The organism is Halorhabdus rudnickae (assembly GCF_900880625.1).
GTDB classification, from domain to species: domain Archaea; phylum Halobacteriota; class Halobacteria; order Halobacteriales; family Haloarculaceae; genus Halorhabdus; species Halorhabdus rudnickae.
On the sequence record NZ_CAAHFB010000004.1, the window covers coordinates 157,345 to 177,642 of the forward strand.

Genomic DNA, 20,298 nt, shown 5'->3' on the forward strand with positions numbered 1-20,298 from the left:
AGGGCGACACGGGTGCGGTCCCGGCGGGAGGACCAACCGGGCGACGCGGATACTGGGAATTAGTGGAGGGCTCTTAGGCGTGCTCGACGCGCCAGGTTGTCGCGCTCGTGTACGACCACTTCTCGACGTTCAGCTCGCTGGCCGAATCGCGAAGTTTCACCATGAGCGCACCGATCTCCTTGGGTGAGAGTTCGACCTCTTCGGCGATGAACTTGCTCTTGAAGTACATCTCCCCATCCTGGGCCTTCTGTTTGAGGAACGATCGCAGCCGCTCTTCTTTGCTAGTGGTGGACTCTTCGACGCGTTCCCCGGAGGGCTGGGTTTTTGCGCTCATCTGTGATACCTCGCTCTGACGTATAGACCGGATGGGTATATATAGGGGAGAAGCTTCGGGCGACTTCGTGACGTTTTAGCGATTAGAGAGGGTTTCGACTGACATTTTATAACGTTTCCAATGCTGCTAAGACATTTTATAGCTCTATCTGGGAATTTTTTTCTTTATCTTTTTGTAGAATAAATACCGGCGTAATTCGGCGGTACTACGTCGTTCACGGGGTGTCGATCGTCGTGAAACGCTGGTTATTGTCTGACGCGGGTCCGACGGCGCCCGCGGTGTCGCTTGACAACCCTTAAGACCGAATCGGGGTTACGCCGGGGCAATGAGAGTCGTCGTCTCTATCGGTGGCAGCGTGCTCGCTCCGGATCTCGACGCTGATCGCGTCGCCGATCACGCCGACGCCCTGGCAACACTTCTCGACGCCGGACATGCGGTCGGCGTCGTCACGGGCGGCGGGACAGTCGCTCGTGAGTATATCGGCGCCGCACGGGACTTGGGCGCAAACGAGATGGAACTCGACCACGTGGGAATCGCCGCGACGCGGTTGAACGCCCGCCTGCTGATCGCGGCGCTGGGCGAACGGGCGGCACCCGAACCGGTCGAAACCTACGAGGAAGGCCGTAATGCGCTCCGGCGCGGCGAGGTCCCCGTGCTCGGCGGCGTCGTCGCCGGCCAGACCACCGATGCCGTCAGTGCGGCTTTCGCCGAGTACGTCGACGCAGATTTGTTGGTGTACGCGACGAGCGTCCCGGGTGTGTTCAGCGCCGACCCCGACACTGACCCCGACGCCTCGAAGTTCGCGGAACTGGGTGTCTCGAACCTCGTGGATGTCATCGCCGGTATCGAGATGAACGCCGGCAGCAACGCCCCTGTCGACTTGCTTGCTGCGAAACTCATCGAGCGATCCGGCATCCGGGCGATCGTCCTCGACGGCAACGATCCCGAGCGCGTCGTCCGCGCCGTCGAGAACGACGATCACGAGGGGACCGAAATCGTCCCGAACGACGACTGACGATCGGGGAAACCGTTCTGTGTTTACTATGTATCACAACGAAGACGCACGCTTTCGGACGTATCGACCTCGGGTGTTTGACTATGAGTGACGACGATCCCTACGCGACGATCGACGATAGCGATCGCGCGTTCTGGGGAGAGGCCGTTGCTGATGCCATCGAAGCAGGCGATCCCGACGAACCGATCGTGATCAAGGGTGGGGTCTCGCCTTCGGGCGTGCCACACATCGGCCACCTCAACGAGATTGTCCGCGGGTACGTCGTCGCCGAAGTGTTGCGCGACCGTGGTCACGAGGTCCGGCAGATATTCACGGCAGACGACAAGGACCGTCTCCGGAAGGTCCCCCGACAACTTGCCGATCTGGAGTGGAACGTCGTCGGTCTCGGCGAAGTCGACGCGGGCGCACTCGGCCGGAACCTCGGCAAGCCATACACATCGATCCCCGATCCCTTCGGCTGCTGTGACTCCTACGGTGCGCACTTTACGACGCTTCTGGCGGAGAGTGCCGAAATGCTTGGTATCCCGATCGAGGTCGTCTCGAACACGAAACTGTACGCCGAGGGCGACTTCGAAGACGTCACACAACACGTCCTGACGAACCGCGATCAAGCACGTGCAGTCCTGGCCGACTATCAGGACAGCGTCGACGACGAGTACGTTCCCTTTCAGGCTGAGTGTCAATCCTGCGGGATCTTGACCGACGGGATCGTCGACGTGGATCCCGAGGCCGGCACCGTCGCCTACGAGTGCCGGGACGTGACCGTCGGTGATGAGACCATCGAGGGCTGTGGTCACGAGGGCGAAGTGACCTTCCGAGAGGGCAAACTCCCATGGCGCTTCGAGTGGCCAGCCCAGTGGAACACGTTGGATGTAGATTTCGAGCCGTTCGGGAAGGACCACGCCGAGGGATCCTGGCCGTCGGGCGTCGCCATCGCCAAAGAGGTATTCGACGTTGAGCCGCCGGTTCCGATGGTCTACGAGTGGTTCACGCTCAACGGCGAGGCTCTCTCCTCGTCGTCGGGTAACGTCATCACGGCCGAGGAGGTGCTTTCGATGCTCGAACCGGCCGTCCTCCGGTACTTCTTCCTGAAGGATCCGCGCAAGCAGCGGGACTTCGATGTGGCCCACCTCGATCAGCTTGTCGACGAGTTCGACCGCTTCGAACGGGTCTACTTCGAGGAGGCCGACGCGAGCGACGACGATCGACAGCGTGCCGACGCAGCTTATCCGATCGTCGTCGAGGAGTCTCGTGAGGAACGCGTCCGAATTCCCTACACCTTCGGGGCCGTACTCGGCATGACCGACGACCCCGACCTCCGCGAGGAGATCGCCCGTCGCGAGGGCCACATTCCGGACGACGCCCCGGAGTGGGCTGTCGAAGAAGCGCTCGGTCGGGTCGAGGGTGCTCGCGCGTGGGCGCGGCGCACAGACAACGAGTTCAACTACGATCTCAAGCGGGCGGAACTTCCGGATGTGGCCTTCGGCGACGACACCGCGGCCGCTCTGGACGAACTCGCGGACTTCGTCGCCGAGGGCGCCGATGGCGAGGCGATCCAGGGGCGGATCTACGAACTGGCCGAGGCCTACGACCTGGATGTCGGCGACTTCTTCGCCGCCGGGTATCGACTCCTGTTCGACTTAGAGGAGGGGCCGAAGCTCGGGCCGTTTCTCGCGAAACTCGATCGGGAGTTCGTGGTCGACCGGTTGCGTCGCGAGCGGTAATTTTCGGCCGTTTCCAAGGCAGCGATCGACGTGTCAAACGGAATTTTCATAGGGGAATGAGCCATCCGGCCTGATAGATGGTCGACACGCTAACGCTCGTCCTGATCGGGGTCCTCGCCTATGCCGTCGCCGCGATGGCTGCCCAGCGGTGGGGGTATCTGCCGTCTTCGCTGCACGTCTCAGGTCCGATCACCACCGTCCACACTCAGCGCGGCAAGGCGCTGCTCAATCGGTTGGCCCGCCACCGTCGCTTCTGGCGCGCCTGGGCGAACGTGGGGTTGGGGTTCTCCCTGCTCGTGATGGTCGGGATGTTCCTGACAATCATCTTCTCCGGGATCTCGGGGTTCCGTCGTCCGGAGGCGAACCCGATCCGGACGCCGACGGATGCGCTGGTGTTACCGGGCGTCAACGAGTTTTTGCCTCTCTCTGCGGCCCCGGAAATCGTCTTCGGACTGGCGGTTGCGATGATAATTCACGAGGGGGGCCACGGGTTGCTCTGTCGGGTCGAAGACATCGAGATCGAGTCGATGGGGCTGGCGCTGTTCACTGTCCTGCCGATCGGTGCGTTCGTCGAACCGGACGAACAGAGCCAGCGGGCGGCCGATCGCGGATCGAAGACTCGGATGTTCGTCGCTGGCGTGACCAACAACTTCGCGTTGACTGTGCTGGCGCTGTTACTTCTGTTTGGACCGGTAGCAGGCTCGATCACGGCGGCAAACGGCGTCGCCGTCGGCGGCGTGCTCGCGGGATCGCCGGCCGAGCGAGCCGGACTGGGACAGGGCGACGTTATCACGTCGATCAACGAGTCGACAGTGACGCTGCAGGATGGTGAGATCGTCCCCATCGACCGGTCGGTGACGGTCACGGCGGCGGTGGTTGACGGGCCGTTCGATCTCGCCGCCAACGACACGATCACCGCGCTCGACGGGACAGCCGTCGAAACAGTAGAGGACTTCGAGCAAGCGCTCCGGAACCGCAGCGTTGTGACCTTGCGGACGGGAGACGGCACCGAAACGACGGCCCCGGTCGGCGCCTACGCGAGTAGCATCCTGGCGGACACCCCGCTGTCGAATGCGAGCGCACCGGTCGGCGAGCCGGTGGTCGTCACCCGGATCGGCAACCGTCGGATCCTCGACAGCGACGCGCTCGTTGAGACGCTGGACGGGATGGCGCCGGGCGACCGGGTGACCGTCGAGGCGTCCGTCAATGGGACACGGGCGACCTACAACGTCACGCTCGGCCGACAGGGCCCGGACGACGCGTTCCTCGGGGTCAGTGGGGTGCAGCGTGGCTACTCGGGTGTTACCGTCGAGGACTTCGGGTTCGGCATCCGTGGCTATCCGGCCGAACGGATGCTCGCCGTTTTGGGCGGCGACGGGAGCAGTGACATCGACTTCGGGCTGGGCGAACAGCTCCTGTGGTTCCTGACGTTGCCGTTCCTGACGCTTTTGGATCCCAGCGCCTTCGGGTTCGCCGGATTCACCGGCTACGTCACGGAGTTCTACACGATCGGTGGGCCGCTGGGCTTTCTCGGCGGCGGCGTGTTCGCGCTGGCGAACCTGCTGTTCTGGACCGCCTGGATCAACTTCAACGTCGGGCTGTTCAATCTCATTCCCCTCTTTCCCCTGGACGGGGGACACATTCTCCGGACGAGCGCGGAGGCCGTCGTCGCCCGGACGCCGCTGAACAGCCGCTGGGCGGTGAAGGTCGTGACTGTTTCGGTGGGACTGGTCATGTTCGCGAGCCTGCTGGTGATGATGTTCGGTCCGATGCTCCTCGCCTGAGAGGGATGTTGTCGGGCCGGAGCGCCGTTTCGAAGCGATCAGTCCCGCGACGGCCACGGACGAAGGACGCAATTCTCTTCCCGTACCGGACCGTCCGATCAGATAGATGGTCGACACGCTGACGCTGGTCGCTGCCGGCGTTCTTGCCTACATGGTCGCGACGACGGTGCTCCGCCGCCGGGGGTATCTCCCGTCGTTCGTGCGCGTCTCGGGTCCGATTACGACGATCCGTACCGCTCGCGGGCGTGCCCTGCTGAACCGACTGGCCAGCCACCGTCGCTTCTGGCGCGCTTGGGCGAACGTGGGCGTGGGATTTGCCCTGCTCGTGATGGTTGGGATGTTCCTGACAATCATCTTCTCGGGGATCGCGAGCCTCCAGCAGCCGGGGGCGAACCCGATACAGGAACCCAAAAACGCCCTGGTGATCCCGGGACTCAACGACTTTCTCCCGCTCGCCGCAGCCCCGGAGATCATCTTCGGGCTGGCGGTTGCGATGATCGTCCACGAAGGGGGCCACGGGTTGCTCTGTCGGGTCGAGGACATCGAGATCGAGTCGATGGGGCTGGCGCTGTTCACTGTCCTGCCGATCGGTGCGTTCGTCGAACCGGACGAACAGAGCCAGCGGGCGGCTGATCGCGGATCGAAGACTCGGATGTTCGTCGCTGGCGTGACCAACAACTTCGCGTTGACTGTGCTGGCGCTGTTACTTCTGTTTGGACCGGTAGCAGGCTCGATCACGGCGGCAAACGGCGTCGCCGTCGGTGGTTCGCTTCCGGGGTCACCCGCCGACGAGGTGGGGATCGAACAGGGTGAGGTCATCACCGGGGTGAACGGTACCGCCGTCACGAACCAGTCGACGCTCACCGACGCGCTGGAGGGGGCAACGGGCCGGACTGTCGACGTATCCTTGCGCGAGGGTGAGACCAGGCGGATCGAGCGCTCGGTGTTCGTCACGACGGCAATCGAGAACGGGCCACTCGGCGTGACCAGCGGCGACACGATTGCCCGCGTCAACGGGACTGCCGTCCACACGGCCGGAGCGTTCCACGCTGCACTCCATAATCGGACAGTCGCAACCCTCACGACGACCAACGGCACTGAGACGACTGGGCCGATCGGGGCCTACGTGAGTAGGGTCGCGGCGGACGGGCCGCTGGCCAACGCGCCCGGTGGGCCTCCCACAGACGCTTCGATCGTCGTCACTCGCGTCGACGGCGAACGCATCGTAACCGGCGGGGACCTCTCGGCCGCACTGGACCGGACAGTTCCCGGTCAAGAAGTGCAGGTCGAAGCGATCCTCGACGGCCGCAGACATACGTACGACGTCACGCTCGGTGAGCATCCGCGCACGGACGTCGGGTTTCTCGGCGTTTCGGGCGTCCAGCCTGGCGTTAGCGGCGTGGCGGTCAACGACTTCGGTATCCGTGCCTACCCCGCCGACGCCTATTTGAGCCTCTTGGGCGGGGGCGGACAGGACTTGGGGCTGTCGATGGCTGAACGGCTGTTCTCGATCATCACGCTCCCGTTCGCCACGATCGCCAGCCCACTGGTCCCGTTCAACTTTGCGGGGTTCGTCGGCCCGATCACGTCGTTTTATGCGGTCGGCGGGTCGTTGGGCTTTCTCGGTGGCGGCGTATTCGTGCTGGCGAACCTGCTGTTTTGGACCGCCTGGATCAACCTCAATCTCGCCGTCTTCAATCTGATCCCGTTGTTCCCCTTGGACGGTGGTCACATCCTCCGGACGAGCACGGAAGCGATCGTCGCAAGGACGCCGCTGAACAGCCGCTGGGCCGTGCGGGCGGTGACAGTCTCGGTGGGTCTGGTGATGTTCGCCAGCCTCATGCTCATGCTGTTCGGTCCGGCGCTGCTTGCCTGACCTAATTTAAATCTTTCTCTGCCCTGCCGGATCCGAAGGCCTGCGTCGGTTCATAAGTGTGTCCGTGGCGTAGGGACTTTTGCATGGTTCCCCGACGACTTCGGCCCTCCACCCTTGCGTTCTTGCTGACTGCGATGGCCCTTCCGACTGTACGTTCGACGGATTTCGGTCGCCCTGGATTCCGTCACGCCCGCTCGTATCGATCCGACAGCGTTGCGGACCATGCACACTAACGGTCACCCGCCGGTTCGTAACCACCCACCGACAACCAGTTTGTCACAGCCCTTGCCACAGGACCGTCGCTCCAATCGTTCACCAGCGTGTCGGCTCGGTCGATTCCCGTCGCGTTCGTTCGGGTCGCTAACACGCAGGCGTGTGATCGGCGACAGTGGACAGAAACTCGGCGGAACGTTTTTGATAGCATGCGCGACAACCCATAATCTACATGCAGGTCCCCCAATCGTCGCGGCGGATACTGTTTGCCCTCTCGGTCGTTGGGTGCGTCGGAGCCCTCGCTGGCTGTGGGATGCTCGTGGGGGGAGCCAATTCGATCCCGGACGGCGAGACAGTCAGTAACCAACTGGACTCCTTGGAGACCATCGAAAGTACGGTCGTCACGGAGTTCGACAACGGGACGACCGTCGATCCATCGCGTACCCGGGCGATCCGGAACCTCCGGACGGGTGAGTCACGTGCGACGGTCGTCACTGGTCGACAGGAAGGCGTGACTATCGGATCGAACGGCACGGCGATATGGATGTACAACCGTTCGGCCGACCGGGTCGACGTCCTCCGGACGAATCTTTCGTTGTCGAATCGCAGTCGGTCCTTCGAGACTGTCGAAACGATTTTCGATCGACTTCAAAAGGCCGAGCGGGGAGAACCGACCGAAGCCTCGATCTCGCAACTTCCCGTCGTTCCGCGAGCCAGTGACCCGATAACAACTGATGCGAGTTCCGTTTCTATCTACGGGAACGTGAGGCTTACCTACGCCGGCACCGAATCGGTCGCCGGTCGGGAGTCCTACGTCGTACAGATTCGGCCGATCGACGACGAACAACTCGTCGGGAACACGACGATGTGGTTCGATACAGAGTGGTACTATCCAATCAAGACGACCACGACGGTCTCGATCGGCGAGGAGTCGACGACCACGACGGTCACCTACCGGAACGTGACCTTCAACGCGAACGTTCCCGAGGGAACGTTCGCGTTCGATCCGCCCGAGAACGCCACGGTCGTTACGCGATCAGTACCTGAGACCGAGGCCTACGACTCGCGGGACGCACTCGCGGCTGCCGCCGAGACCTCGCTCCCGGACCCAGCGGTGCCAACTGGGTTCGAGTTTGCCGAGGGGCGTCGATCGGTCTTCGAGGGTAACACGACGGTCACCCTCGAGTACACCAACGGGACGGCGAACGTCTCGGTCCTGACGAGTCCAGGGACGGCGAGTACGTCCGGCACTGGTGAATCGGTTGATATCTCGGGACAGGAGGGTCGGCTCCTCGATATCGGAGAGAGAAGCTACGTGACGTGGGACTGCGACGGACGGCCCTACACCGTGAGCGGATCGGTCGGGGAGGAGACGTTGTTGTCGGTCGCCCGGTCAATCGAGTGCGGGTAATCGTTGGGCGTTCGGTCACGAGTGGCGGCATCGACAGTACCGACGGCAAAAACGAGTTTCGAGTGCCCGTGTCCCGTCAGGGACGGCGATACAGCGAGTAGGTGATGAACGCGAGCCCGACGAACTGGGATATCCGCGCCACGAGTCGTATCGGCGTTTCGAACGCCAGCGGAATGACCTCCCAGCGAAGCAACAGCGTCCCGAAGGCTGCAAGCGAGAACGATACTGCCGTGAGGAGGATCAGCCCTACCGAGAGGTACCGCATGGAAGCGTTGTCGTGGCGGCGAAAACCCCGGTAAGCCTGATAGCCGATCACCAGGCCAAGTACCGCCGAGGCTAGCGGAATCGAAACATTTGCCGTCTGGATAAGGTCGGCGCTTCCGATCATAGGTCCTGCCACATCCTCGTAAAGCGATCGGCCGGGTCTTCTTCGGCCGGCGGCTGTCGTTGCAGTTCGACCCGGCACTGCTCGTCCTCGAAGGTCACGTTCACTGACTCCAGCCGGGAGACGTAGACGCTGTAGTGGTGACCGTCCGGATCGAACTGTGTCTGTTCCGCGAGCAGATCGTGTTCTTTCAGGCGATCGACGCGGCGGTAGATCGTCGAGTCCGACGCGTCACACCGTTCGGTGAGCTGGTCTGCTGACATAGGTTGGGCACTCGTGGCTGTGAGGATCTCGCGGGCGTATTCGTCGTCGAGAAGGGCGAGTATCGCCGCCTCGTCGAGGTCCTCGCTCACGGTCGTCCCTGGACGCGGCAGGGGTTAAAAACCCCCTTTTCGACTGCCGGGTCGGCAGCCGTCGAAAAGGGGACGACGATGGGGGGAAGGGTAAGGTTCCTTACCGCGAGGACCGAACTGATTTCTATCATGGTCAGACGCGAAGCTCCGCTCACGACCGAAGGGTGGTATGCGCTGCACGACTTCCGGACGATCGACTGGGACGCCTGGAGCGAGGCTCCCCGGCGGAGAAAGGACGCCGCCGTCGAGGAAGGGCGTGATTTTCTGGAGGCGGCCACGGCGGTAGGTGACGCCGAAAACGGTGACTCCGCCGTATACGCGATGCTTGGACACGAAGCGGACCTGCTCGTCGTCCACCTCCGGCCGACGACGGCCGATCTCGACGCGCTCGAACGGCGCTTCGAGCGAACGGCACTCGCTCGGTTCACCGAACGGACCGAGTCGTTCGTCTCCGTGACGGAGGCCTCGGGATATTCCGAGCGCGCCCGCGAATTCCTGAAAGGCGAACTCGACGAGAACTCCGGGCTGGCGAAGTACATGCGTTCGCGCATCGAACCGGAGATCCCCGACGCCGAACACGTCAGTTTTTACCCGATGGACAAGCGCCGCGATCCGGAGTACAACTGGTACGATCTCCCCTTCGAGGAACGGGCCGAACACATGGACGCCCACGGCGAGATCGGCCGGGAGTACGCCGGGAAAGTCACCCAGATGATCACTGGTGCGATCGGGATCGACGACTGGGAGTGGGGAGTGACGCTGTGGGCCGACGATCTGACGGACGTGAAGGAACTCCTCTACGAGATGCGTTTTGATCCCTCCAGTTCGAAGTACGCCGAGTTCGGCCCCTTCTGGGTCGGCCGCCGGATGGCACCCGACGACCTGGGGGCGTACCTCGCTGGCGACCCGATCGCTGTAGAAGGTGGGGACGAAAGCGGTGTCGGGACAGATCGCGCGCCGACGCCGGAGGCGGCGGCCGAACGTGAGGCAGATAGCGCGGACGCGGCGGGACACCCACACGAGGAGACGACCGAGCACAGCGATGACACCCCTGCGGGCCATCCGCCTGCGGAGACGGGACACGGCGGGACCGACGAGGGAGCCGAGACCGACGGGCATCCAGATAGCGCTGGCGGCCGTCCTGATCCGGGCGATGGGACCTTCTCGACGATCGAGAACCTCGACGAACGGCTATTCCAGCTCGGGATCCGCGAAGGTGGGGACTACGAGGGCGGCGAGTTCGGGCTCCTCTTTTATTCGGACGCCGACGCCGAGGAACTGTCCGAGGATGTGGCCGGTCTCAGGGAGAACTTCGAGCACTACGATCGCCACGTCACGACAGTTGTCCGCGCCTCTGGCGGCCGATCGGCGGTCGCGTCTGTCTGGACTGCCGAGGACGCTGCCGAGACTGCTGCCGGCTTCCTCGGTGATTTGCCGGGCGTCGGCGAGCGCTACGGTGGCGTTCTCGGCGAGGAAGGATCGGCTGGCGGTGGCTCGGCCGACGCGAGCCACGAAGGATCGACGACTGAGGCGAGTACGGACGAGCAGACAGCTCCGTCCGTCCGTGACGAACTCGCCGAGGCGGGCGTCTACGCCGGCCAGCCACACGGCGAGGACGTCTCCGCCCTGGTGGTATACTCCGAAGCCGCGGCCGAGGAACTCGCCGAGCCTGTCGCAGCCCTCCGAGATCGGTTCGCGGATGCCGAGGGACACGTCAGGACGTCCGTTTACGAACCGGCGGTCGGCGAAGTGACTGCAGTCGGCGATAGCGAGGCGACCGCGGTCGTCAGCCTCTGGGAGCACGAAGACGACGCCGAGTCGGCGGCCGACGCTTTGACGGCATTGCCGGGCGTCCTCGGCCGCGCCGGCGAGGGTGACGGATTCGGCACGATGGGGATGTTCTATCGGGTCAAGCCCGACTATCGCGAGGAGTTCGTCGAGACCTTCGGGACGGTCGGCGAGTTGCTTGCGGACATGGACGGTCACCGAGGGACGGCGCTGCTGGTCAACGACGACGAGGAGACAGACATGTTCATCGCCTCGAACTGGGACGATCGCGAGGATGCTATGGCCTTCTTCCGATCGGATGCATTCCGGGAGACTGTCGAGTGGGGCCGTGAAGTGCTGGCTGACCAGCCCCGGCACGTCTTCCTGGCGTGACCTCTCGATACGGCGCGTCTCTTTGATTGGAGAACCGTTCAGCCATTGCTTACCCCGATAGGTGTCGCCTTCGCTTTGCCACCGCTGTGCCGTCACCAATCCCGTTGTATCGTCCACCAGTGGGTTCAGGCCCGTGTGTGACCGACTCACTTCGGACATGTCCGAGTGCGGAGTGAGCCGACGACAGCCCTCAAGTAGATCGACACCCAGAACCCGGTATGTCCAACGACAGCGACGAGGAGCCACACCGATCACCAGACTCCGAGAACGTCGAGGACCTCCCGACGGTCAGTTGCGAGCGCTGTGGCCGCGAGTGGGACCTCGCCTACGAACTCGAAGAAGTCGCCGTGGGCAACCAGGCGTTCGAGCAGTTCGCGTTGGATCACCAGCGACACACCGGCCACTTCCCAGACGGGATCTCGACGTGGCAGGCCGACTGCCGTCAGTGTCCCGAGGCGGTTCAGCGCCTGGACGAACGGGCGGCGCGACGGTGGGCCGAGATCCACGCCAGGCATACCGCTCACGCGGTTGCACTCGAGCACGCCGACCACGAGGAGCCAACGCTGATCGAATTTTGAGCGTATAATTGGGATGGACGAACCGGAGAAAACGACCGGCGGCTACTCCTCGTGGACGTCGTCGTCCTCGGTTGTCGTCGCGTCGAGATCCTTCTCGCCGAAGTAAATCTCCGCGCCGTCTTGGGCAACCTTCTCCGCGAGGACAGCACACTTCACGCGCATCGGTGAGATGTCAACGCCGAGCATATCGATAACGTCGTCACGGTCCAGTGCTTCCAGTTCTTCGATCGTCATGCCTTCGAGCCGTTCCGACAGCATCGACGCCGAGGCCTGGGAGATGGCACAGCCGTCACCACGGAACGCGACGGTCTCGATGACCTCCTCGTCGTCGTCCAGAACGATGTCCATCTCGATAGTATCGCCACACATCGGGTTCTCTCCGGTGTGGGAGAACGTCACATCCTCGATCTCGCCGTAGTTGCGTGGATTCTTGTAGTGATCGAGGATCTGCTGTCGGTACATGTCGCTCCCGCCGATTCCCATAGGTACTACGCGTTATGTGGTACCGTCCGAAAAACGTTCCGCGGGTGAAGTTGACACGCTCCGAGTCCCCTCGATCAGCCTATGAACACGGACACAATTCAACAAATTGATCTTATCCCGCGCCCGGGAGTTGCTCTCCACTGCCCTGGCCTCGCGACGCCAATCTGACGCCTCAGTGTTTTTACTATTTGATGTGTATCTGGACTGTTAGGAGCCTGTAGAGTTAATACCCTACGATAGGATGGGGTGTGTAGAGTGAACCTTCACCCCGGGAGTTACCAGCAATGTTCGACAGAGTAAACGAGTTATCGGCTTCGTTGATCGGTGGTTCAGGTGGGGATACAGATCTCAGTGAGGACACGTTCATCGAGTTGTTACGCGACGACGAACACCCTTTGCACGTACTGATTGGTGGCAATGTAGAGCACGAAACGGGTGGACGGACCACGACTGTCGAGCCTGACGGGGATCACGCGGTATATCTCATCGTGACGGACGAGCGGGTGATGATCGTCCTGGGGGTCCAACCGGATACGGTCGAAATCGAGTTCAAACTGAGTACAGTCAAGCGGTGTACCGCTCAGTCCGGTTTACTGAACAAGACCCTGGTCGTGGACGGCGACGAGGAGACGATCCGCTTTTCGCCCACTGGGGGTGACCTTGAAGCCGTCGAGGACTACGTCGAACAGGCGTCGGACATCCATCAGGACGTTGGCGACGCCCTCCAGACCGCCACGGATCGATTCGACACGCTTGAATCGAAGATCCGAGACGAGGGAGCAGGGTCGAATCTGTGGTTGCGTATCCAGTCTTCACTCTCGGAAGCCCGGAGTTATACGACCAACGTCGGTACACAGCATCCGCTCGAATCGGACGCGAACGAGGTCACGTTAGATCGGCTACTCCATCGCGTCGAAGACGTCCAACGTGATCTTCAGCGACGATACGTCGAGGCCTGGCTCGAACGCGGTCGAGCGCAACTTGCACAGGCACGGGACGCCCGGGAGGCCGACGACCATGCCTCGTTCTGTGTCTCGTACACGAACGCGGTCGAAGCCGCCGCTACACTACGAAACGCGATCGACCGATTGGAGCAGCTCCCCCAGCAAGCGGCCGACGAGATCGAGGCGTTCACGGGGGAACTAGATGGTTTCGATCGCTCGTACGTCGGAGAGACACGTGACGTCCTCGACAGAGCGAGAGAAGAAGATGACCCGGAGACTACAGCAAAGTGCTGGTACGAAGCATACCGCCGATACGATGCTGCCCGCGCGGCGGCGTGGGATCAAACGGATGGTCTCCCGAAACTTGAGGCCGAGAAGGAACTCGATTCGATCGCTCCGGCGACGGTCCAAGCTCTCGTCGAACACGCCGATGTGCTCGAAGAGATGGGTGAAGACCGTGAGGACGACGACGTTGAGGAGGCACGCAAGTACTACGAACGGGCGACTGAGCGATTACGTACTGCGGAGACGATCGTCGAGGGGCATGACGCTGATTTCGACGACCGATCTTTCGAGGGACGGATCGAAAGGCTCGAAGAACAGATCGGCCGCACCAAGTGGGAGTGGGGGTCCCCTGGCTCGAACTCCTGAGTCGTTCCCATAGTCAACAGGCGAAGCACGCCGAGTGCCTCGGGATCGTTCTGCAGCTCTTCGGTCTTCCGTAATGTGAGCTGGTCTCCGTTCAACGAACTTGCCAGCGGCAAACCCGCGAGCAGATGACGGGATGCCCCACGCCTCGAAGCACTTGACTTGCTGTGATCGCTTCGTCTCACGTGAATGGCTGTTGCGTTCGCCCCGGTCGCTTCGGTCAGCACGTCGATCGTCGTTTGGCAGGTGTCGTAGACGTGGTGCGATGCTCGCCTAGTCGCGACCCTGCCTCTCTTCTCGTCGGGGCTGCGTGCAGGGATCGCCGGTCCGGATCGCGACCGTGTAGTCGTTGGGAATCGACGCGAGAGCGTGGGCGTGGACGGACCCCAGGTTGAACGAAACCAGATCGCCGCGTTCCCGTCCGTGAGCGTCCAGAAGCCGAGCACACCCTCGATAGCCGATAGATTCCGGCGGAAGACCGTTCCGCGGCAGGCGTGATGATTATAATTTTATTTGTATGCGTTCGAAACCATATAAATGATTAGTACTTTATGCCACATGTACGTTAGTAAGGGTTGTTGTCTCCAGTGAGATGATACAGTAATGTTTGACAGTATACAGGAGTTGCCGGATACCGCGCTTGGGAACGTCGTCACGGCTGATTCCCCCAGCGGTCCGGTCGCAGAACTGCTGGAAGGAGACGAGCAACCCAGACACGTCCTGGCGGGCGACAGCGTCGAGTATGAGACAGCGGAGCGAACGACGACACTCGAACCCGACAGCGAGCACCACGCCTATTTGATCGTAACTGACGACCGGGTGTTGGTTGTTCTTGGAGAACGACCGTCCGACAGCGAGATCGAATTCGAATTACGGTCAGTATCACGAGCAGCAGTCGAAGTCGGTTTGTTGAGTTCGACACTGGTGGTCGAAGATGGGGCAGAAGCGATCCGGTTGTCGCCTACCCACGGCGATCCGGACGCGGTCGCGGAATACATTACGGTCATGGCAGAGGCGTACGCGGATGTCGAAGACGCCATCACGTCCGCCACGGAGATGACCGAGGAACTCGAAGACCAGGTCCGCGAAGGCGAGACGATCGGGTATCTCCGTCTCCAGATCCAGTCGGAGCTATCGGACGCTCGCTACTCGGCCACACACGAGAAAATCCATACTGATCGGCTGCTGGAGAAGATCGAATCCACGGAAGAGGCCCTTAACCGGCGGTACGTCGATGCTTGGGTCGACCAAGCCCGCGATGCATTGGAGCGTGCCGAGAGGGCGCTCGACGCGGATGAGTACACTCCGTTCTGTGAGGCGTACGTTACGGCTGCGGACGCATTGACGTCGCTCCGGGACGTACTTTCCAATCTCGACGATCCGCCTGAAGAGGTCTCCGATGAAGTCGAGGAGACGGCCGACGCCGTCGAGGGGGTGGCTGAGGCGTACGTCGAGTCCACCCGGAACGTCTACGAGCGAGCGACAGACGCTGACGCCGCCGCGGTAACCGCCACGTGCTGGCTCGAAACCTACCGACGGGTGATGGCCGCTCGCGAGGCTGGTTGGGAGACGACAACCGACTCGACCGATCTCCCAATCTCGGAGATCGAATCGATCGCCGAGGCGACAGTCGATGCATTGCAACGGCACGCTGATGCCCTCATGCGAGCCGGTGAGCGAGCACTGGACGACGATGTTTCGGAGGCACGGGAATACTTCGAGCGGGCGGTAACACAGATCCGTCAGGCACAGGAAATCGTCGAGACGCAGGCAGTGGGCGATAGTGCAACCTACGACGAGCAACTGGCGGAACTCCAAGAAAAGATCGAAGTCACGGAGTGGGAGTGGGGAGGGACGTGAGTGTCGCCGAGACGACAGTGTGGCCGCTTATGCGAACAGTTCTCTGGCGTCGTCGATCGCTTCGATCAGCACGTCGATCTCTTCAGGCGTGTTGTACACGTAAAAGGAAGCGCGCGCTGTCGCAGCTACACCTAACTTGTCGTGGAGCGGTTGCGTACAGTGATCACCGGCCCGGATCGCGACCGCGTAGTCGTTGAGGATCGACGCGAGATCGTGGGCGTGGACGGACGCCAAGTTGAACGAAACCAGACCGCCGCGTTCCTCACCCGCAGGCGGCCCATACGTCTCCACATCGTCGAACTCCCCCAGGCGATCGAGGGCGTACTGGGCGAGTTCGTTCTCGTGACGGGCGATCGCCTCCATGCCGATGTCCTCGAGATACTCGACAGCCTCCGCGAGCGCTATTCCCTGGGCGATCCGGGGCGTCCCGGCCTCGAACTTCCAGGGCAACTCGTTCCAGGTGGCGTCCTCGAAGGTGACCTTCGTGATCATGTCACCGCCGTAGTTGAACGGTTCCATGTCTTCTAAGATCGCTTTCTTGCCGTACAGTGCGCCGATCCCAGTCGGGCCAGCCATCTTGTGTCCCGAGAAGGCATAGAAATCCGCGTCGATCGCCTCGACGTCGACCGGCCGGTTGGGAACGGCCTGGGCACCGTCGACAAAGATCATGGCGTCCTCGGCGTGCGCCATTTCGGCGAGTTCATCGACAGGATTGATCGTCCCGAGCGTGTTCGAGACGTGGACCACCGACACCATCGCCGTATCCGGGCCGATCACCTCTTTTGCGTGTTCCATGTCGAGATGGCCATCGTCGGTGACCCGGATGTACCGGACTGTCGCGCCAGTCTGCTTGGCGATCTGTTGCCAGGTGACCAGCGAGGCGTGGTGCTCCATCTCCGTCAGGACGACCTCGTCGCCAGGACCCAGTTCGTTCAACCCCCAGGCGTAGGCGACGAGGTTCTCGGACTCAGTCGTATTCGAGGTGAAGACCAGTTCTTCGCGACCGCCCCCAGCGCCGATAAACTCGGCGACGCGGTCGTGGGCGTCCTCGTAGGCCACCGACGCCTCCTGACTGAGGTGATGGAGACCACGGTGGACATTGGCGTTGTAGCGCTCGTAGTACTCGGTGATGGCGTCGATCACCTGCTGGGGCGTCTGGGTCGTCGCTGCGTTGTCGAGGTAGACCAGCGGTGTTCCGTCGAACTCCCGCTCGAGGACGGGAAAGTCCTCGCGGATGGCGGGGACGGCGAGGTCCCCGGATTCGCGTACTGTCATTACCTGACAGTGGGGGACCGAGACTGAACTTTCCTTCGGTCCGCCTAGAAACAGGAGGTGATTACGGAACGGGAAAGACGGCTGCGTTACTCGCCGAGGTGCTGCTGGATCGCGAACGTGTAGATCGCGTACACCAGCAGCACGATGACGCCGACGAGGATGAGTCCCGCCCGGATGGACGGGTCAATCAGGACCGCGTCGGGGATAGCGCCGTCTTCCGTCACGGGACCGGCTGACCGGCCGGCGATCGATTCGAGCAGTCCCAGCACGACGACTCCAAGGATGATCAGTCCGCCGCCGAGTGCCATTGCGACCTTGTCCGCCATCGTCTCCGTGGTAGTGTTGGTTGCCATGTTTGTCACCTCCTTAACCGAGTATGTACCGCAGCCATTGGTTGTTCTGGACGAGGGAGGTCCGCTCGATGTACGCATCGAGCCCCCAAACGCGACCGGCGCCGAGGATGATCAGCGCGATGAACAACACCAGCCCCATCAGGTCGCCGTTGACCATGCCGTGGGCCCATTCTTGGTTGGCCGTCGTGAAGAAAACCATCAGAAAGGTCCCGAAGAACGCGGCCAGCCTGAGCAGGCAACCGACGATCAGGCCAAGCCCGATCAGCGTCTGCCCGACTGGAACCATGACGTTCACGATTTCGAGCCCGATTCCGCTGCTGAACGCTGTCATGATCGGTGAGACTATTGTTCCTTCCGAACCCACGAACCAACTTGCGTCGAAGGGCCAGTTCAGGATCTTGTCCAATCCGGCATGGAGGAACCACCACCCGACTATCAACCGCAGCAGCAGCGTCCAGTAGGCCAGCCATCTACCGTCTATCTCGTACGATACGTCCGTCCCGAACAGGGTCGTATCCACCTCGGTGTTTGCCATTACTATCTACCTCACATCCAGTCTTCTCCGGAGAGGTATATTAAAGCGGGTGGTATTTTCAGCTCCTGATAAACAATGTAGGGGATATTAGCTCATCCAAATACTCCGACAGTCGGTGAATAGTAGTCAACAAAGTCTTGATATCTGATTTCGATATCCAAGTCACCTCATACATCGAATAATATATTTTGATTGCCAGTTTCCGGATTCGGGCGTCGGCCAAGTCGGGCGGGCCACGAAGCCGGGACAGTTTCATGCAACGAGGTCGGTTCGATGGTAAGTCAGAGGGCACTCTCGACTGGGAAACACTCGCCATAGAGACGCTCTATACCTGCGACGGGTTCTGTGTACGCATCGAGACGGGCCGGCTGCCAGACGGAACTGGGACGATTTCGACTATCTCGAAGCGGACGAGAACGTCGTTGACCTTCCGTTTACCCGGGATGGCGAGATGGCCGTTATCAAGGAGTGGCGACAGGCCGTCGGACGAGTCAACCACGGCCTTCCGGCGGGGGTTCTGGAACCCTATGGCGACGATCCCGCGACGGCTGTCGACCGAGAACCCTCCGAGGAGACGGGCTACGAGCCTGGTAGCGTCGAGCACCTGAGACGGTGGAACCCGCAAACGGTTTCTCCCATACCGTTTTCCACTACTATCTCGCGACGGAGTGTACGCAGACAGCCGACCGCGATCTGGCTGACAACGAGTCCACCGCCGTCGAGACAACAACGTTCGACGCGATCGTTGAGGCAGCCCGCGAGGACGAGTTCTGAGACAGGCGGACACTGCTTGGGCACTCTCGATTGCGGTGACTGGGGGCGACTTGGAACGGAATCCTTAGGCCCGCGGATACTCCAGGAAGGAGCATGCGCGAGCACTTCGAACTCCAGGGGTACGACGCCGCGGGACGACTCGGCGAGTTGACCGTTCCGCGAGCGGACGTCACCGTCGAGACTCCTGCACTCCTGCCGGTCATCAACCCACATCACGAGACGATCGAACCCCGCCGACTCGAGATGGAGTTCGGAGCCGAGATGCTCATCACCAACAGCTACGTCATCTACGGGAGCGACGAGGTTCGCGAACCCGCCCTCGAAGACGGTCTGCACGACCTGCTTGACTTTTCGGGGGCGATCATGACCGATTCGGGGTCGTTCCAGCTGGCCGAGTACGGCGAGATCGACGTGACCAACGAGGAGATCCTGGCGTTCCAACACGAGATCGGGACGGACATCGGCACGCCCGTGGACATCCCGACGCCCCCCGATGTCTCACGCGAGCGCGCCGTCGACGAACTGGCGACGACCCAACAGCGCTTGGAGGTGGCCGCCGACCTCGACTTCGGGGAGATGCTCGTCAACGCCCCCATCCAGGGGTCAACGTATCCCGACCTTCGGGAACGTGCCGCCGGGGATGCCTACGGCACGGGATTGGACGTGTTCCCGGTCGGCGCGATGGTGCCCCTGATGAACGACTACCGCTACGGCGACATGATCGAGGCAGTCATGGCAGCCAAGCGAGGTCTCGGCGAGGACGCCCCAGTGCACCTCTTTGGGGCGGGTCATCCGATGATGTTCGCCCTCGCAGTGGCGGCGGGCTGTGACCTCTTCGATTCGGCCGCCTACGCGCTGTACGCCCGTGACGATCGCTATCTCACGGTGCGGGGCACCCGCCATCTCGAAGACCTCGAGTACTTCCCGTGTGAGTGCCCTATCTGTACGGCACACAGCCCGGCGGATCTCCGTGATCGCTCCGGAGACGAGCGGATGCGTCTGCTCGCCGAGCACAACCTTCACGTCTCGTTCGGCGAGATGCGTCGCATCAAGCAGGCAATCCGGCGAGGCAATCTGCTGGAACTCGTCGAGACGCGTGCGCGGGCACACCCGACAGTGATCGACGGTTACCGGGCGTTACTAGCGTACGTCGACCAGCTTGAGGCGACCGATCCCGCTTCCAAGGACGCGTTCTTCTACCTCTCGGGGGAGAGTGCCGACCGACCGGAAGTCCAGCGACATCACGATCGGTTGCATCGAATCGAACTGACAGGCGAGCTGTTGGTTCGTTCTGACGGTGTGAGTGCGACTGCGGGGGAGTACGACGATGTCTGGACAGTGATTCCGCCGTTCGGACCGATCCCCGGCGGCCTCGAACAGACGTATCCGGTCACCGCCGAGGTGCCGGATCGAATCGACGACCGGGCATACCGTTCGGCCATCCGGGGGATCACCGCTCTCACGGAGCACAGTGACGCTTCGATCACGTTCGTCCACGACGGCTGGCCGACGAGCGCGCTCGATCGTCTTCCGGACAGCGTGGATGTATCGACGGTACCATCGGAGTGATACTGGTGGCTATAAGTTCGTAAA

19 protein-coding genes and 1 pseudogene are annotated in these 20,298 nt (G+C 62.0%); 12 read left to right on the plus strand and 8 right to left on the minus strand.

Annotation, left to right across the window (positions count from 1 at the left end):
* Positions 1-73 precede the first annotated feature (73 nt).
* Positions 74-334: a DUF7123 family protein gene (locus tag BN2694_RS12995; RefSeq protein ID WP_135666178.1), complete on the minus strand. Its 261-nt coding sequence runs from the start codon at positions 332-334 to the stop codon at positions 74-76.
* 325 nt (positions 335-659) lie between these two features.
* Between BN2694_RS12995 and pyrH the strand changes: the two genes are divergently transcribed.
* The 5 genes from pyrH to BN2694_RS13020 all read left to right on the plus strand — a co-directional run bounded on the left by pyrH (position 660) and on the right by BN2694_RS13020 (position 8,357).
* Entirely contained in the window at positions 660-1,349 is a 690-nt protein-coding gene (gene pyrH / locus BN2694_RS13000; RefSeq protein ID WP_135666180.1) for a UMP kinase, read from the plus strand.
* An 83-nt stretch (positions 1,350-1,432) separates the two neighbouring features.
* Entirely contained in the window at positions 1,433-3,073 is a 1,641-nt protein-coding gene (lysS, locus tag BN2694_RS13005) for a lysine--tRNA ligase (RefSeq protein WP_135666182.1), read from the plus strand.
* 77 nt (positions 3,074-3,150) lie between these two features.
* On the plus strand, positions 3,151-4,857 hold the full coding sequence (locus BN2694_RS13010) for a site-2 protease family protein (protein WP_135666184.1): 1,707 nt from the start codon (positions 3,151-3,153) through the stop codon (positions 4,855-4,857).
* A gap of 106 nt (positions 4,858-4,963) precedes the next feature.
* Positions 4,964-6,733: a site-2 protease family protein gene (locus BN2694_RS13015; protein WP_135666186.1), complete on the plus strand. Its 1,770-nt coding sequence runs from the start codon at positions 4,964-4,966 to the stop codon at positions 6,731-6,733.
* Positions 6,734-7,178: 445 nt separating this feature from the next.
* Complete coding sequence (locus tag BN2694_RS13020) at positions 7,179-8,357, plus strand: DUF4367 domain-containing protein (RefSeq protein ID WP_135666188.1); 1,179 nt, start codon at positions 7,179-7,181, stop codon at positions 8,355-8,357.
* A gap of 76 nt (positions 8,358-8,433) precedes the next feature.
* On the opposite strand, the gene BN2694_RS13025 is transcribed toward BN2694_RS13020, so the two are convergent.
* Together BN2694_RS13025 and BN2694_RS13030 are read right to left on the minus strand one after the other, a co-directional pair.
* Positions 8,434-8,745, minus strand: a complete 312-nt coding sequence (locus BN2694_RS13025; protein ID WP_135666190.1) for a DUF7521 family protein — start codon at positions 8,743-8,745, stop codon at positions 8,434-8,436.
* Complete coding sequence (locus BN2694_RS13030; RefSeq protein ID WP_135666192.1) at positions 8,742-9,095, minus strand: winged helix-turn-helix domain-containing protein; 354 nt, start codon at positions 9,093-9,095, stop codon at positions 8,742-8,744. Before BN2694_RS13030 ends, BN2694_RS13025 begins: the two co-directional genes overlap by 4 nt.
* Positions 9,096-9,224: 129 nt before the next feature.
* Here BN2694_RS13030 and BN2694_RS13035 point away from each other — a divergent pair, with 129 nt between their 5' ends.
* Positions 9,225-11,255, plus strand: coding sequence for a heme-binding protein (locus BN2694_RS13035; RefSeq protein WP_135666194.1), 2,031 nt, complete (start codon positions 9,225-9,227; stop codon positions 11,253-11,255).
* Positions 11,256-11,473: 218 nt separating this feature from the next.
* Positions 11,474-11,833, plus strand: coding sequence for a hypothetical protein (locus BN2694_RS13040; protein ID WP_135666197.1), 360 nt, complete (start codon positions 11,474-11,476; stop codon positions 11,831-11,833).
* 42 nt (positions 11,834-11,875) lie between these two features.
* Here BN2694_RS13040 and sufU read toward each other — a convergent pair whose 3' ends face one another.
* Positions 11,876-12,316, minus strand: coding sequence for a Fe-S cluster assembly sulfur transfer protein SufU (gene sufU / locus BN2694_RS13045; RefSeq protein ID WP_135666199.1), 441 nt, complete (start codon positions 12,314-12,316; stop codon positions 11,876-11,878).
* 284 nt (positions 12,317-12,600) lie between these two features.
* Between sufU and BN2694_RS13050 the strand changes: the two genes are divergently transcribed.
* Positions 12,601-13,911, plus strand: a complete 1,311-nt coding sequence (locus tag BN2694_RS13050) for a hypothetical protein (RefSeq protein ID WP_135666201.1) — start codon at positions 12,601-12,603, stop codon at positions 13,909-13,911.
* A 270-nt stretch (positions 13,912-14,181) separates the two neighbouring features.
* Here the strand turns inward: BN2694_RS13050 and BN2694_RS18045 are convergent, their stop codons facing one another.
* Positions 14,182-14,400, minus strand: a complete 219-nt coding sequence (locus tag BN2694_RS18045) for an aminotransferase class V-fold PLP-dependent enzyme (protein ID WP_342210813.1) — start codon at positions 14,398-14,400, stop codon at positions 14,182-14,184.
* A 111-nt stretch (positions 14,401-14,511) separates the two neighbouring features.
* On the opposite strand from BN2694_RS18045, the gene BN2694_RS13060 reads away from it, so the two are divergent.
* The gene (locus BN2694_RS13060) at positions 14,512-15,768 is read left to right on the plus strand and encodes a hypothetical protein (protein WP_135666203.1); all 1,257 of its coding nucleotides are present in this window, start codon (positions 14,512-14,514) and stop codon (positions 15,766-15,768) included.
* Between the two features lie 27 nt (positions 15,769-15,795).
* Here the strand turns inward: BN2694_RS13060 and BN2694_RS13065 are convergent, their stop codons facing one another.
* From BN2694_RS13065 to BN2694_RS13075, 3 genes are all read right to left on the minus strand, one after another.
* On the minus strand, positions 15,796-17,043 hold the full coding sequence (locus BN2694_RS13065; protein WP_135666206.1) for an aminotransferase class V-fold PLP-dependent enzyme: 1,248 nt from the start codon (positions 17,041-17,043) through the stop codon (positions 15,796-15,798).
* A gap of 86 nt (positions 17,044-17,129) precedes the next feature.
* Positions 17,130-17,396 carry a hypothetical protein gene (locus BN2694_RS13070; RefSeq protein WP_135666208.1) on the minus strand — a complete coding sequence of 89 codons (267 nt, stop codon included), beginning with the start codon at positions 17,394-17,396 and terminating at the stop codon, positions 17,130-17,132.
* 13 nt (positions 17,397-17,409) lie between these two features.
* Positions 17,410-17,931 (minus strand): DoxX family protein, encoded by a 522-nt coding sequence (locus BN2694_RS13075; protein ID WP_135666210.1) that lies wholly within the window; start codon positions 17,929-17,931, stop codon positions 17,410-17,412.
* A 451-nt stretch (positions 17,932-18,382) separates the two neighbouring features.
* Here BN2694_RS13075 and BN2694_RS17785 point away from each other — a divergent pair.
* The 3 genes and pseudogenes from BN2694_RS17785 to tgtA all read left to right on the plus strand — a co-directional run.
* A pseudogene (locus tag BN2694_RS17785) lies at positions 18,383-18,523 on the plus strand (NUDIX domain-containing protein); the annotation flags it as partial.
* Positions 18,524-18,543: 20 nt separating this feature from the next.
* On the plus strand, positions 18,544-18,705 hold the full coding sequence (locus tag BN2694_RS17790) for a hypothetical protein (protein ID WP_244605460.1): 162 nt from the start codon (positions 18,544-18,546) through the stop codon (positions 18,703-18,705).
* 93 nt (positions 18,706-18,798) lie between these two features.
* On the plus strand, positions 18,799-20,274 hold the full coding sequence (gene tgtA / locus BN2694_RS13085; protein WP_135666212.1) for a tRNA guanosine(15) transglycosylase TgtA: 1,476 nt from the start codon (positions 18,799-18,801) through the stop codon (positions 20,272-20,274).
* Positions 20,275-20,298 lie beyond the last annotated feature (24 nt).